Source organism: Paenibacillus sp. KN14-4R (genome assembly GCF_052180255.1).
Lineage (GTDB): Bacteria > Bacillota > Bacilli > Paenibacillales > NBRC-103111 > Paenibacillus_AM.
Window position 1 is genome coordinate 1,183,452 of record NZ_CP197466.1, and the last position, 15,575, is coordinate 1,199,026.

General features: G+C 44.2%; 12 protein-coding genes. All 12 read left to right on the forward strand.

The window, feature by feature from the left end; all coding sequences use genetic code 11:
- Positions 1 to 32: 32 nt before the first annotated feature.
- Positions 33 to 3,278: a BTAD domain-containing putative transcriptional regulator gene (locus tag ACSBOP_RS05630; RefSeq protein ID WP_442603457.1), complete on the forward strand. Its 3,246-nt coding sequence runs from the start codon at positions 33 to 35 to the stop codon at positions 3,276 to 3,278.
- Positions 3,279 to 3,326: 48 nt separating this feature from the next.
- Complete coding sequence (locus ACSBOP_RS05635; protein WP_442603458.1) at positions 3,327 to 4,598, forward strand: substrate-binding domain-containing protein; 1,272 nt, start codon at positions 3,327 to 3,329, stop codon at positions 4,596 to 4,598.
- A 14-nt stretch (positions 4,599 to 4,612) separates the two neighbouring features.
- The gene (locus ACSBOP_RS05640) at positions 4,613 to 5,377 is read left to right on the forward strand and encodes an ABC transporter ATP-binding protein (protein ID WP_442603459.1); all 765 of its coding nucleotides are present in this window, start codon (positions 4,613 to 4,615) and stop codon (positions 5,375 to 5,377) included.
- Positions 5,364 to 6,068, forward strand: a complete 705-nt coding sequence (locus tag ACSBOP_RS05645; protein WP_442603460.1) for an ABC transporter ATP-binding protein — start codon at positions 5,364 to 5,366, stop codon at positions 6,066 to 6,068. The genes ACSBOP_RS05640 and ACSBOP_RS05645 overlap by 14 nt, the downstream gene beginning before the upstream one ends.
- 23 nt (positions 6,069 to 6,091) lie before the next feature.
- Entirely contained in the window at positions 6,092 to 6,952 is an 861-nt protein-coding gene (locus tag ACSBOP_RS05650) for a branched-chain amino acid ABC transporter permease (protein ID WP_442603461.1), read from the forward strand.
- Between the two features lie 13 nt (positions 6,953 to 6,965).
- Positions 6,966 to 7,976: a branched-chain amino acid ABC transporter permease gene (locus ACSBOP_RS05655; protein WP_442603462.1), complete on the forward strand. Its 1,011-nt coding sequence runs from the start codon at positions 6,966 to 6,968 to the stop codon at positions 7,974 to 7,976.
- The gene (locus ACSBOP_RS05660; protein WP_442603463.1) at positions 7,952 to 8,149 is read left to right on the forward strand and encodes a hypothetical protein; all 198 of its coding nucleotides are present in this window, start codon (positions 7,952 to 7,954) and stop codon (positions 8,147 to 8,149) included. Before ACSBOP_RS05655 ends, ACSBOP_RS05660 begins: the two co-directional genes overlap by 25 nt.
- Positions 8,146 to 9,186 (forward strand): 3-oxoacyl-ACP synthase, encoded by a 1,041-nt coding sequence (locus ACSBOP_RS05665; RefSeq protein WP_442603464.1) that lies wholly within the window; start codon positions 8,146 to 8,148, stop codon positions 9,184 to 9,186. The genes ACSBOP_RS05660 and ACSBOP_RS05665 overlap by 4 nt, the downstream gene beginning before the upstream one ends.
- A 6-nt stretch (positions 9,187 to 9,192) precedes the next feature.
- Positions 9,193 to 10,101 (forward strand): intracellular short-chain-length polyhydroxyalkanoate depolymerase, encoded by a 909-nt coding sequence (gene phaZ, locus ACSBOP_RS05670; protein ID WP_442603465.1) that lies wholly within the window; start codon positions 9,193 to 9,195, stop codon positions 10,099 to 10,101.
- Entirely contained in the window at positions 10,091 to 10,855 is a 765-nt protein-coding gene (gene fabG / locus ACSBOP_RS05675) for a 3-oxoacyl-ACP reductase FabG (RefSeq protein WP_442603466.1), read from the forward strand. The genes phaZ and fabG overlap by 11 nt, the downstream gene beginning before the upstream one ends.
- Complete coding sequence (locus ACSBOP_RS05680) at positions 10,855 to 12,387, forward strand: acyl CoA:acetate/3-ketoacid CoA transferase (RefSeq protein ID WP_442603467.1); 1,533 nt, start codon at positions 10,855 to 10,857, stop codon at positions 12,385 to 12,387. The genes fabG and ACSBOP_RS05680 overlap by 1 nt, the downstream gene beginning before the upstream one ends.
- Positions 12,388 to 12,897: 510 nt before the next feature.
- A complete protein-coding gene (locus ACSBOP_RS05685) occupies positions 12,898 to 15,567 on the forward strand; it encodes a valine--tRNA ligase (protein WP_442603468.1) in 2,670 nt (889 codons plus the stop codon).
- Positions 15,568 to 15,575: the final 8 nt, after the last annotated feature.

The window sequence follows — 15,575 nt, forward strand, 5'->3', positions numbered from 1 at the left end:
AATTTTACCATTTTCCAGCTAGGGGGTTGGAAGTGAAGACAGAGAACATGATCTTAATGACGAAGCTAGCTGCTCCTCAATTGAAAAAACATATGCTCAGACGTTCAATCCTTACGAAGAAATTAAAGCGAATTGTAGATTACCCACTAACTCTTGTTCATTCAGGGCCGGGTTATGGTAAAAGCACAGCATTGTCCGCTTTTGTTCATTCGGAATCGATTCCATTTTGTTGGTATAGCACATCTGCACAAGATGATGATTTGGTACCTTTTCTTCATTATGTCATTTATTCGATTCGAATGAACGTTCCGGAATTTGGAACAAGTTTACTTACGCGAATGAAGGTAGGCGAACACTTCACACAGGAAAAGGAAATTAATGCACTGTGCGAATCATTCATTAATCATCTCTTGGATTTGAAGCAGGAGATGGTGCTTATCATTGATGACTTTCATTTGGTCATGCATTCTGTTGCGATTGATCGATTCATGCAGATGTGGATTAATCACATGCCAAGTGGGTTTCACCTTGTGCTGTTAAGTCGTAGGCTTCCGAAATGGGATCTGCTCACAACAATGGCAGTCCGTGGTGATATGTTGGAAATTGGCGAGAAAGATCTTGCGTTTTCGGAAGAAGAAATTGAAGTTCTTTTTACGGATAACTATGAATGTACGTTGCAATCTGAGGACGTTCGTCGTATTTACCACAAGACCGAAGGTTGGGTTATTGCTATTCAGCTTATATGGCAGCGCTTGCTTCTTACCGGCGGCAATGTGTCGACTGTACTCGGAGCAAATACAGAGACAATGGAAGGTTTGTTTCGTTTTCTGGCCTTAGAAGTAACCCAGAAATTATCCCCTGAGATGAGCCAGTTCATGCTCGAGACGAGTATTTTGGAGGAATTAACAGGGGAGCTGTGCGACCGTATTTTTGATCGTAATGAATCGCATGCTTTGCTTGCTCAAATTAGTAGACAAAATTTATTTTTACTGCCGCTTGTTGATGGGCAATTTCGGTATCATGCTTTGTTTAGAGATTTTCTGCAAGAGGAGCTTCGCAAACGTAAAGATGATTATATGGAATTGCATCGTGCCGCAGCTAAATATTTTGAACGAAATGGTAAACATGATCAGGCGATTTATCATTTAGATGCAATTGGGGATGATTATGCGCTGGCACAAGTGCTTCAAACCTATGGAAGACAGATGATTGATCATGGTCAATTGGAAAGCTTGCTTCAACGCATTAAAAGCATTCCTGAGCGATTAAAAAGCCAGTTTTATATGCTATGGATATATGAAGGAGAAATTCACCGTTTTCGTTGTTCGTTCGAGCAATCGCTGGCTTGTTACATAAAAGGAGAAGAAGTTGCGGGTAAGAACAGGGATGTGTTCATTCGAAGTCTTGCATTAGAAGGTCAAGCACGTATTTATTTAGACACGATTCAGCCAGGGAAAGCGGAGGCTCTGCTAGAGAAATCAATTGAACTCTTAGAGCTAGAAGAACATCCGGATCATGAACATTTGCTTCGATTGTACGGATTAATGGCGGAGAACCTTGTGAATTCTGGACGTGCTATGCAGGCTGAAATGTGGTATGCACGCTGTCGCGAGTTAAATTCAAATTTTCAAGATGAGCAGTTGGAGGCTCGGTTGCACTTGCGGACAGGCCGATTGCAGCAGGTGAAGAAAGATTTAGAACGGATTAGCCGTCTTGAATTGCAAAAAGGCAAAAACCATTTATCACGCTCACATCGAGAGATCAATTTATTGCTTGCTCTTGTGGAAGTGATGGTCGGTCATGCCGAGCAGGCTAAACTTTTGGCTGAATCTGGAATGATGCAGGGTATTGAACTGAAAGCTCCATTTGTTGAAGCATGCGGTTGGATGCGAATGGGACATGCGGCACAGCTTATGCCCAAGTATACGTTCTCGATTGCCCATAATTGCTACAAAACAGCGTTGGATATGATGGAGCAGCTTGATATTTCTAGAGGGAAGGCTGAGCCTTTGATGGGTCTTTGCTTACTATATGGTCGCGAAGGTCTCATTGAGCAAGCGCTGCAATATGGCAAAGATGCTTTAGCGGAAACCGTTAAGGTGAAGGATGATTGGTTATCCGCATTGATACAAACATCGATAGGCGTATCGCTGTATCATGCGCGCAGATTAACGGAAGCGTTTGCAGTCTTTCAAGAATGTCAGGAGCAGTATGTGCATGTTGGAGATAGTTACGGGGTTACAGTTTCATTACTTTGGCAAGCGATGATTACGTATCAACAGGAATTGTCTGAGCAGTTTGGTAAGGTGATGGAGTCATTCTTGCGAATGATGCAAGCGGGTGGATATGACTTTTTAATTGAAAAACGCACTTTGCTAGGGCCTAGCGATATCCGTCAGATTGTTCCGTTATTAATTGAAGCACAGCGACTCGATATTCAAAGCCATTATGTTTCGTATTTGCTTAATCGGTTAGGCTTGGAACACATGACTTACCATCCAGGTTATACACTTCGGATTGATACCCTTGGCAGTTTCAGGGTGTGGCTGGGTGATCGGGAACTGCTGGAGAAAGACTGGCAGCGTGGGAAAGCGAAGGAACTATTCCAATTGCTCCTGATTAAAAGACAGAGGCTGGTGACAAAAGACGAGATTGTGGCTCGTCTATTCCCTCATATGGATGAGAAGTCAGCCATGCGTGATTTTAAAGTGGCGCTTAATGCGCTTAACACGGCACTAGAGCCGAATCGACAGGCGCGCGTGAATCCTTTTTTCATCCATCGACAGGCTTCTTCTTATGGGTTAAATATTGCTGCGGGGTTGGAACTAGATTTAGTTGACTTTGAAAACTTAATGAAGGCGGGTTTAGAAGAGCAAATTGATGAGCGTGCTGTGCGTTATTTGGAAAAAGGCCTTGAACTGTATAAAGGGGATTTCCTACCTGATCGTCGATTTGAGGATTGGTGTATCGAGGAACGGGAGCGGTTGCTTGTATTTTTCCTAAGAGGGGCAGAGCGATTGGCAAAGCTTTTTGTAAAAATAGGTCAATATGATGGCGCTATTCACTGGTGTGAGCAGATGCTTCTAAAGGACAACTGTTGGGAAGAAGCTTATCGGCTTCTCATGCAATGTCATTACCAATTAAACAATCGGCATCAGGCGATCAAATGGTATCACAAATGCTGCAATGTACTTGAAGGGGAACTAGGGATAGAGCCAATGCCTGTGACGAAACAGTTGTATCAGCTCATCATGCAGACAGATGTAACTCATTTGTAACTGATCTCTTTTATGATGTGAGCAATACAAGGTAAGGGGGATTTGTACATGTTTGTCCATACATTAGCACGTAAAGGAAGCCTACTTTTGGTTGGTGCAGCGTTATTGTTATCTGCTTGCGGAAGTAATCAGGCAAGTGGGGGGAATTCAAGCACGCCAAGCAGCAGTCCGAGTTCAGCAGTGAGCACAGGTGCTCCAGCAGCTACAGGTAAACCAATTAAGATTGGTGTTCTTGCATCGCTTACAGGTGCATTAGAAAGCTATGGTAAGCAAACTACTAAAGGGTTTGAACTTGGAATTGACTATGCGACTAAAGGCACAAAAACCATTGCAGGTCACCCGATTCAATTCATAATTGAAGACACAGAAACCAAGTCAGATGTAGCTGTGAAAAAAGCAACTAAATTGCTCGATCAAGATAAAGTTGATTTTCTTGTAGGTTCTTCCAGTTCAGGCGATACATTAGCGGTATTACCACTTGCGCAGGAATATAAAAAAGTAATGGTCGTTGAACCGGCTGTTGCAGACAGCATCACAGGTGAGTTCTGGAATAAGTATGTATTCCGTACTGCACGCAACTCTTCGCAGGATGCGGCTGCTGGAGCAGCTGCAATTGCCAAGCCGGGCATTAAGATTGCCACTTTCGCTCCAGAAAGTGCTTTTGGACGCGATGGTATTAAAGCCTTCAAAGAATCTGCACAAAAATTAGGTGCACAAATCGTATCCGAGCAGTATGCAGATGCGGCAGCAACCGATTTTACAGCAAATATTCAGAAGATCGTTAGCTCGAAGCCAGATTATCTATTCATTGTATGGGCTGGTGCGAATACACCTTGGAAACAATTGCAGGATATGAAAGTGCAGCAGCAAGGCATTAAGATTTCGACAGGTGCCCCAGATATTGCAGCTCTTAAAACGATGAACGATCTGATTGGGATGGAAGGCTTCTCTGTCTATTACAATGAACTTTCGAAGACTGATACGAATAAATGGCTTGTTGAAGAACATAAAAAACGCTTTAACGGCGAAGTGCCGGATTTATTCACGGCTGGTGGGATGAGTGCTGCGATTGCCGTCGTGGAAGCAATTAAGAAAACCAATGGCGATGTAGATGCAGAGAAACTGATTAAAGCGATGGAAGGCATGTCATTCGAGACTCCGAAAGGCACGATGACATTCCGCCCTGAAGATCACCAAGCTTTACAACCCCTATATGCGATTAAACTTGAGAAAAAAGATGGAGTTGCTTACCCAGTGCCTGTCTTGATGCGTGAACTGACGAAAGAAGAAACGACACCACCGATTCGTAATAAAAAGTAACGAGGTGCTTTCATTTGGATTCGATACTGGAAACGCGCGATTTAACCATCGCTTTTGGAGGACATACAGCAGTTAATGAAGTCAGTTTACACATTCCAAATAACCATTTTAAATCCATCATCGGACCCAATGGTGCAGGCAAAACGACATTTTTCAATCTACTTAGTGGGCAGTTAAAACCTACGAAAGGTCAAGTCATTTTCAAGGGAGCAGATGTTACACATCTGCCCCCTCCTTTACGCACGAGACTTGGTATGGGACGCTCGTTCCAGATTACAAATGTATTTCCTAATTTATCGGTATTTGAGAATGTGCGTTTAGCGGTTCAATCTACTGCGGGTGTTCGATTTAATCTATTTTCTCATTTTTCAAAATTCAAGCAATTCGAAGAAGAATCGCTCCAACTGCTTGATGCTGTATTTCTTGGTGCCAAAGCGGATGCGCTTGCGAAAAACTTAGCGCATGGCGAGAAACGTAAGCTCGAGATTGCAATGCTGCTTGCGCTAAAATCCGATTTATTACTATTAGATGAACCAACGGCTGGAATTTCACTTGAAGAAGTGCCTGCGATCTTGGACGTCATTCGCAGCATTAAAGAACGTCGTGATCGGGCGATTGTGCTGATCGAGCATAAGATGGAGATGGTCTTAGACTTATCAGACAGTGTTACCGTACTGTTTAATGGGCGTCTGCTCGCGGATGGCACACCGGAGGATATTATGCAAAATGAACTTGTGCAATCGGCTTATTTGGGAGGGTTGTACGATGACGCTTCTTAAATTGGATGCAATTGAGACGTATATCGAACAATATCATATTTTACAAGGCGTCTCTCTAGAGGTGACTCCTGGCGATATTACGGTGTTATTTGGACGTAATGGTGCGGGCAAGACAACGACCCTCAGAACGATTATGGGACTCAATCCAGCTGCCAAGGGATCGATTACCTTTAAAGGAGAAACGATTCAAGCAATGCCCACCCATATGATTTCAAGAAAAGGCATCGGTTATGTGCCCGAGGATCAAGGGATGTTCTACGATTTAACGGTTGAAGAGAATATGCAGCTTGCGATTCGAAAGTACGATGACAAGACGCTAGAGAAGCAAGAATGGGTTCTGGAGTTGTTCCCGGATCTTCGAACATTTTGGAAACGGAAAAGCGGGCTCTTAAGCGGTGGACAAAAGCAAATGCTTGCGATTGCACGCGCCTATGTGAATGATAATGAACTTCTTCTCATCGATGAACCGAGCAAAGGTCTTGCTCCAATTGTCGTAGAGAAGGTGATGCAAGCCATAGAACAAATGAAAGAGAAAACGACGGTACTGCTTGTCGAGCAGAATTTTTTTATGGCAAGTCGGATTGGCAATCGGTTTTACATTATGGATGAGGGCAGAATCGTTCATCATGGCCAGATGCAAGAACTGAGGGATGATCAAGATTCTCGCAAAAAGTACTTAGGAATTGCGTGATACAGTGAAAAGGGGAATCACCTATGGATACACTTTTAAGCCTGCTAGTCAATGGTCTAGCAACAGGTATGCTGTTGTTTTTGTTGGCATCGGGTTTAACGCTAATCTTTGGCTTAATGAGTGTACTTAATTTTAGCCATGGCGGGTTATTCGCTTGGGGTGCTTACTCTGGTGTGTGGCTCTATCAAATGACAGACAGCTTCCTGATTGCTGTGATCGGTGCGGTACTGATCGGCATGTTGCTCGGGTTCATTATAGAACGAATCGTGATACGGCCTGTATATAACAATCATGTTTCACAAATTTTAGTGACACTGGGTTTAATGCTTGTTTTGAGTGAATTGTTAAAAGTATTTTGGTCACCCAATCCGCTGAATGCGGTTGCCCCGACTTTTTTACAGGGGAGCTTTGAGCTGGGTGGCGTTATTTTTATCAAATATCGCTTATTCATTATTGCTGTTGGAATTATCGCATTGGTCGGCCTGCATTGGATGCTCAGTCGGACAAAGCTCGGGCTCATTGTTCGTGCGGGTGTGATGAACAAAGAGATGGTTCAGGCGCTGGGTATTCCGATTCAACGTGTGTTTACCTTTGTCTTCATGCTAGGTGCAGGTCTTGCTGCACTAGGAGGTGCGCTGCTTGCACCGTATTCAGGGGTTATTTTCGCTGAAATGGGCATGCAGTTTGCGATTCAATCGTTTATTGTTGTTGTCATTGGTGGGATGGGAAGCATTAAAGGCTCGGCGCTCGCATCTGTACTCGTCGGCTTGTCAGGTGCGTTCATGGCCTATTATGTACCTGATTTGTCACTAGCGGTAAATATGCTGCTGATGGTAATTGTACTGTTGGTTAAACCATCGGGATTATTCGGAGCAAAGGGGTGAGAGATGCATGTTGATGAATAAAACGTGGACGAAATCAAATCTTGTACTATTGATCATCGCAATCATGCTCGCTTGTTTTCCGTTTGTGAATGATTCTCGGATGATGATGATATTGATGACACAAATTTTTATCTTTGGCATTTATGCGATGAGCTACGATATTTTACTTGGTTATGTGGGTATTGTGTCGTTTGGGCATTGTATGTTTTTCGGAATAGGGGCATATGCCGTCGGTATTTTTATGAAAATGTTCGGTCATTCGCTCGGTATGCTGCTCCTCGCATTCGTAGCCGGTATCATTCTCGCAGCAATTCTGAGTTACGTTGTGGGCATCTTATCCCTGCGGCTCAAGAGTCATTTCTATGCGATGTTAACTTTGGCTTTATCGGGATTATTGCTCGTTGTTGCTGATAAATGGCGTTCGCTTACGAATGGTAGTGAGGGATTCGCTTTTCAAATACCGGAAGCGATTATGGACCGCAGAACCTTTTATCTGATTAGCTTAGGTGCTATGGTTGTCATTTTCTTATTGTTACGACGTTTTACAGTCTCTCCACTTGGCAAAGTGCTGCAAGCGATTCGTGAAAATGAGCAGCGAACGGAGTCGCTTGGCTATGAGACGGTTCATTATAAAGTGATCGCAAGTGTTGTTGCAGGCGTCGCTGCAGCTTGTAGTGGAGGATTGTATGTCCTGATGCTGCGTTTTGTAAGTAGTTCCGTGTTAGCTGTAGACGTTACGCTTAACGCTCTACTTATGACGATTATCGGCGGTGTAGGTACATTAATTGGTGCTGTGCTTGGCTCCGCCATTATCGAGCTTGCGCATCACTGGTTAACAGAGCTAGCTAAGATTCATCCCATATTCGAACGCTGGGTCATATTCTTCGGGTTGTTATATATATTGGTTGTTCTCGTATTTCCACGTGGAATTGTTGGCACAACGAAATTGTGGTTATCCAATCGTAGGACGAAGGCACATGGAAAGAAGGTCGATTCAACATGGCAGAGTTCCAATCCCAAGTAGTTTCGTCTTTCGTGCTGCGTTTCAGTCCGAATGAAGCAAGTAGAGAGCAGGATCGGCCGTGGCGTATTCGTGTGACACATGTGCAAAGTCAAGAAGAAGTGACAGTAGGTACACTTGATGATGCAATGAAATATATCGATGACGCGCTGAAGAAAGGAACATTTCCGATATGAAACAGTCACAATCCATTTCGATACGAGGCTTAGCCACTTATATTCCAGAGCAATACATTACTAGTCAGGAGATTGCTGATAAGTCAGGAATTCCACAGGACATTATTGAACGTAAAATGGGCATTTCGCGCAAGCCGATCCCTAATAGTGAGGAGCACAGCTGTGAGATGGGCGTTCGTGCCGCACGTAAAGCGATTTCTCAAGCGGGTATTGATCCCTTGTCCATTGATCTCGTTCTCTATATTGGGGAAGAACATAAGGAATATCCCGTCTGGACAGCAGCACTGAAGCTGCAGCAAGAGGTCGGTGCATTTAATGCATGGGGATTCGACGTTGCGCTGCGCTGCTGCACGACGATTATGGCACTTAAGGTTGCCAAAAATATGATGCTAGCCGACGAGTCGATTCGTACAGTACTTCTGGCTGGTGGCTATCGCAATTCAGATTTAGTCGATTATACGAATCCACGTACACGCTTCCTATTTAATTTATCTGCCGGTGGGGGCGCCATTATTTTGCGAAAAAATGGATCTGATGACGGAGTTGCCAGCATTGCTGAGTTACTGGAAACGCATGTGATTACAGATGGCTCTTTTTCCGAGGATGTGATTATCCCTTGTGGTGGAACGAAGCAGTTGATTACGCAGGGTGCTGTGGAGGCTGGGATTAATCCATTTATGTTCGATGTTCCAGATCCGGAGGCAATGAAAGTACGTCTGGAAGAGAGGTCAATGCATCATTTTGTAGAGGCGGTTAAGAAGTCAGTTGCAAGCAGTGGCTACTCGATCTCCGACATTGATTATCTTGCGATTCTTCACATGAAAAAGTCTGCGCACGATTATGTGTTAAAGGAACTTGGGCTTACTGTGGATCAAGCTGTCTATTTGCATGAATATGGTCATATGGGTCAGTTTGACCAAATTTTGAGTCTAGAGCTTGGACTTGAGCAAGGGAAGATAAAAAGCGGCGATTTAGTTGTGCTTGTATCGGCTGGTATTGGCTATGCTTGGGGTGCCACAACAATCAAATGGAGATGATGAAGAATGGTTCAAATCACGCTTAAATCCATTCATTTACCGAATGGAGAAACACTTGGGTATCGGGAACGTGAGGGCGGTGAGCAGGTTGTATTGCTCGTGCATGGAAACATGAATTCTTCGCAGCATTGGGATTTAGTCATGGAGCATCTGGATGATCGATTCAAAGTGTATGCCGTAGATTTACGAGGGTTTGGCATTTCAACGTATCATGAGAAAATCTCAAGTTTAGGGGATTTTACAATCGATCTAAAGATGTTCACAGATGAGCTCGGGTTGCAACGGTTTACATTAGTCGGCTGGTCAACAGGCGGAGGAGTCGTGATGCAGTTTGCAGCAGATTATCCGGATCGGGTGGAGAAGCTTATTTTGCTCGAATCGATGTCAACACGTGGATATCCTTTTTATGAAACGGATGCCAATTTTGTCTCTGATTTGAGCCAGCGTATTCAATCGCAGGAGCAGATGAACAATACGATTCGTACTCAAGTGGTGCAAGGGGCTAATGTGCGACGAGATCGTGAATTCATGCGGTTTTTGTTCAATGCCTCTCTCTATAACCATAACCAGCCAGTTCCTGAGCGATATGAAATCTATCTAGATGATATTTTGACACAACGTAATTTACCTGAGGTCTATCATGGTTTGAATATTTTTAATATTAGCGAGATAGATGGAGCTGTATCAGCGGGTTCTGGTGCGTCCAAACGCATTACTGCTCCTACACTTGTGTTGTGGGGCGAGAACGATCTCGTCATTACGGAAGCAATGACACAAGAAATTATGGAAGATCTTGCGCATGTCGCTGAGCTTGTTGTTTTAACGAATTGCGGCCATTCACCGCTTGTTGATGACATTGAACAGTTGATTCGGGAAATGACTGATTTTTTCACGAACGAGAAGAATGGAGCGTGATGGTGTGAATAAGTTAAACGGTAAAGTTGCGCTTGTAACTGGTGGGGCTAATGGAATTGGCCTAGAGACAGTCAGATTATTTTTGGAAAATGGCGCTTCTGTTGTCATGGCAGATTTTAATGCGGAAGCTGGAAATGCAGCTTGTGAGAAGCTGTGTGCTGCGGGTTATCAAGATGCGGTTACATTTATACAAGTGGACGTATCAAGTGCAGAAAGCGTCGCGTCGATGGTGGTAAGCGTTATCGAGCAATTCGGTCAGATTGATATTCTGATCAACAATGCTGGAATTACACAAGACAGTATGCTGAGCAAAATGTCCATTGAACAATGGCAGCGTGTTGTTGATGTGAACTTGAATGGGGTATTTTACTGTACGAAATTCGTCGCTCCGCATATGGTTCAGAAAGGCCAAGGCAAAATTATTAATACTTCTTCCATCGTTGGTGTGCATGGCAATATTGGCCAGACTAACTATGCAGCAACTAAGGCTGGCGTGATCGGCATGACGAAAACTTGGGCCAAGGAATTGGGCTTTAAAGGGATTAATGTGAACGCAGTCGCTCCTGGATATGTGGAAACCGGGATGGTTGCCAGCGTACCTGAGAAAGTACTTGCGCTGATGGTTGAGAAAGTCCCCTTACGCCGGCTTGGTAAGCCTTCTGATATAGCTCAAGCATACTTGTACCTTGCTTCGGATGATGCGAATTATGTGAACGGTACTGTTCTTGAAGTTAACGGAGGCCTCGTTATTTAATGTATGGGAAGATGGTCCAGTTTCTATCCACAGACGAAGCTGTACAGATCATAGAAGCGGGGCATACCGTTGCGGTTAGCGGCTTTGTCGGCTGTGCACATCCTGAAGGATTGACTGCTGCGCTCGAGAGAAGATTTTTGCAGGAAAAGATGCCACTTGATCTGACACTCATCTACGCAGCAGGCCAAGGTGACGGTAAGGATCGAGGGTTAAATCATTTAGCTCATGAAGGCTTAGTGAGGCGAGTGATTGGAGGGCACTTTGGACTTGCGCCACAATTGGGTAAGCTCATTTTGGATAATCGAATTGAAGCGTATAATTTGCCCCAAGGCGTCATTACACACTTATTTCGAGATATTGCAGCTGGTAAGCCAGGGACCATTACTTCGGTTGGCTTGCATACATTCGTAGATCCTAGATACGAAGGCGGTAAGCTGAATGCACGATCCACAGAAGATTTGGTGCAACTGATTCAAATCAATGGGGAAGAGATACTGTTCTATCCCATTTTCCCTGTGCACGTTGCATTATTACGTGGTACAACTGCTGATGAATACGGAAACATCACGATGGAAAAGGAAGCTGCAACACTTGAAATGCTGGCAATGGCGCAAGCCGTACGCAATTGTGGGGGCAAAGTTATCGTTCAAGTGGAGCGGGTTGCTAAAGGTGGATCGCTGGATCCGAAGCTGGTCGTGATCCCAAGTATACTAGTGGATGTAATCGTAGTCAGTGAACCTATGGACCATTGGCAGACGTTTGCTGAGGTGTATAACTCGGCTTATTCTGGAGAAACAATCGAAGCAGTTGATCGCATGAAACCAATGAAGTTGGATGAACGTAAAATTATTGCGCGTCGAGCAGCCCAAGAGATTGAATCGGGTCATGTTATCAATTTAGGAATCGGCTTACCGGAGGGCATTGGTTGCATTGCTGCTGAGGATGGTGTGCATGATTTTACACTATTGGTTGAATCAGGTCCGATTGGCGGGGTGCCTGCGCAAGGATTAAGCTTCGGTGCAGCGACAAATCCTTATGCCATATTGAATCAGCCTTCGCAGTTCGATTTTATTGATGGTGGCGGGATTGATGTTGCTTTTCTGGGGATGGCGGAAGCAGATCAATTCGGAGATGTGAACGTGAGTAAATATGGATCGAAATTAACGGGGTGTGGCGGATTTATTAACATTAGTCAAAATGCGAAAAAAATCGTGTTCTGCTCAACGTTTACTGCTGGCGGACTACAAATTGATGTTTCCGAGGGGAAATTGCACATTGTACAAGAAGGCAGGCATCATAAGTTTACTCAACAGGTTGAACAGATTACATTCAATGCTAAATATGCGCTTCAGCGGAGTATCCCTGTGCTATATGTGACAGAACGTGCTGTTTTTCAATTAAAGGATCATCATCTCGAATTAATTGAAATTGCCCCAGGAATGGAACTTGAGCGAGATCTCTTTCCATATATGTCGTTTCGTCCACGCCTATCTGCCCATTTAAAAATAATGGATGAACATCTATTCCGTTAGGATGTTTACATATTGACTCTCTAACCAATAATGTTTATCATATGATGTAATATATGAACATACTCTAGCGAGGATGGGGAGTAGTAGGCGTTATGCCCTTCAGAGAACGGAATTGTAATTGCTGAGAAATTCCGTAGTTAAGCAGACCGCACGAAGTCGCCCCGGAGTTGTTAACGTGAACAAGCTTGCCGCAAGAATAACATGCTATGCATGGATATAGCGGTTTCCTTTTAGCGTTGACCGGCCGCAGCCGTTATCTGCTTTGAAGTGTCATATTCCTATTAGTGCCGCTGGCTGCGTCATTTTTGAAGCTGCGGAAAGGGGTATGAAATAAAGGTGGTACCACGGAAGCTGAGCCCTTTCGTCCTTTGTGACGGAAGGGTTTTTTAGTTGTCTAGAATTTATATGGATTAGCACTTTTTCTGAATTCGCACGTGCCCGACATGTGGTCTGTGATGCAATTCGTCTTGTGTGCTGAGAAGCATACTTCAAAAAATAGGAGGTAATCTCATGTCTGAACAAAAAGAAACACAACCAACCCTTTCGATGCCAACAACCTATGATCCAAAAGGCGCAGAGAAAAAATGGTATGACTTTTGGATGAAAAATGAGTTTTTCAAAGCAGGTCAGCGTAAAGACGCAGAAACGTATACCATAGTAATCCCACCTCCAAATGTGACTGGAATGCTGCATATTGGTCATGCGCTCGATAACACTTTGCAAGATATCCTAATTCGTACCAAAAGAATGCAAGGCTATGATGCACTATGGCTGCCAGGATCCGATCATGCAGGGATTGCTACACAGACACGAGTAGAGCAAAAGCTTCGTGAAGAAGGTTTAACACGTTATGACCTTGGACGGGAAAAGTTTTTGGAGAAAGTATGGGAATGGAAAGAACATTACGCTGAAACGATCCGTGAACAATGGGCGAAAATGGGCTTCTCGCTCGACTATTCGCGCGAACGCTTTACGTTGGATGAAGGTTTGTCCAAGGCGGTTCGTGAAGTATTCGTATCTCTTTATGAAAAAGGTTTGATCTACCGCGGGAACTACATCATTAACTGGGATCCGGCAGCTCGTACAGCGCTATCGGATATCGAAGTTGAATATAAAGAAGTGCAGGGTGCGCTTTACCACCTTGAGTACAAAACCAAAGATGGTCAGCACTCCATCGTTGTGGCGACAACTCGTCCAGAGACAATGCTTGGTGATACAGCAGTTGCCGTTCATCCAGAAGATGAGCGTTACAAGCACTTGATCGGTCAAATGCTTGTTCTGCCAGTAGTTGGTCGAGAAATCCCGATTATTGCCGATGAATATGTAGAAAAAGAATTTGGTTCGGGTGCAGTTAAAATTACACCTGCTCATGATCCGAATGACTTTGAAGTAGGAAATCGTCATGATTTACCGCGCATTCTCGTGATGGATGAATCCGGTACAATGAACAACAATGCAGGTCCTTACGAGGGAATGGATCGCTTCGATTGCCGTAAGAAAATCGTAGCTGATCTAAAAGAACAAGGCGTTCTAATCAAGATCGAAGAGCACATGCATCAAGTGGGACACTCCGAGCGCAGCGGTGCAGTTGTTGAGCCGTATCTTTCCACTCAATGGTTTGTGAGCATGAAGCCACTAGCTGAACGCGCAATTGCAGCTCAAAAATCTGGTGATGGCGTAAACTTCGTACCCGATCGTTTTGAAAGAACGTATTTGAACTGGATCGAAAATGTTCGTGACTGGTGTATATCCCGTCAGCTTTGGTGGGGTCATCGTATTCCAGCGTGGCATTGCGGCGACTGTGGCGAGACGACAGTTGCGCGTGAAGATGCAACGTGCTGCTCGAAGTGCGGATCTGCTAACTTAAATCAAGACAATGATGTCCTAGATACATGGTTCTCTTCCGCATTGTGGCCGTTCTCCACACTCGGTTGGCCGGAAAAAACGGCTGATCTGGAGCGTTACTACCCAACCAATGTACTTGTAACTGGTTATGACATCATTTATTTCTGGGTTGCTCGTATGATCTTTACAGGCTTGGAATTTACAGAGCAAGTGCCGTTTAAAGATGTCCTTATTCACGGACTTGTTCGTGATGCCGATGGTCGTAAGATGTCCAAGTCATTGGGTAATGGCGTTGATCCACTTGAAGTGATTGAAAAATATGGTGTAGATGCGATGCGTTACATGCTTTCCACTTCTTCTACTCCAGGTCAAGATTTACGTTTCCGTTGGGAACGTGTAGAGCAAGCGCGTAACTTTGCGAATAAGATTTGGAACGCGTCTCGTTTTGCGCTTATGAATTTAGAAGGATTCAAGGCTTCGGATATCGACTTGAGCGGTAACTTGAGCACAGCTGATCGCTGGATTTTACATCGTTTGAATGAAACAGTTCGTGATGTAACCCGCTTGATTGAACAATATGAATTTGGTGAAACAGGTCGCTTGCTGTATAACTTCATCTGGGATGATCTTTGCGATTGGTACATTGAATTTAGTAAACTAAGCTTGTATGGTGAAGATGCGGCAGCGAAAAAGACGACTCAGTCTGTTCTTGCTTACGTGCTCGATCACACGCAGCGCTTAATTCACCCATTCATGCCGTTTATTTCCGAGGAAATATGGCAGCATCTGCCGCATGAAGGGGAAACCATTACACTTGCTGCTTGGCCGACATATGAAGCAGGATTTGAAGCTCCAGAAGCTGTTCGAGAGATGGAAATGTTGATGGACATCATCCGTTCTGTGCGTAACATTCGTGCAGAAGTAAACGTGCCAATGAGCAAGAAAATCGAATTGAACATTAAACCTGCAACTGCTCAAGTAGAAGCGATTCTACAAGGTAATGTAAACTATGTTCAACGTTTCTGTAACACGTCATCACTTGAAATTAATAGTTCGATGACTGCACCAGAGAAAGCAATGACAGCTGTTGTGACAGGCGTTGAGCTCTTCTTACCACTTGCTGGATTAATTGACATTGCCCAAGAACTCGTTCGTCTTGAAAAAGAAGTAGCGACGCTTGATGGTGAAGTGGAGCGAATTGAGAAGAAGCTTGCCAACCAAGGGTTCGTTGCAAAAGCGCCTGCTAAAGTAATTGAAGAAGAAAAAGCGAAGCTAGCAGACTATGCCGATAAGCGTGAAAAAGTAATTGCCCGTCTAGCAGAACTGAAAGCGTAAAAACGCAT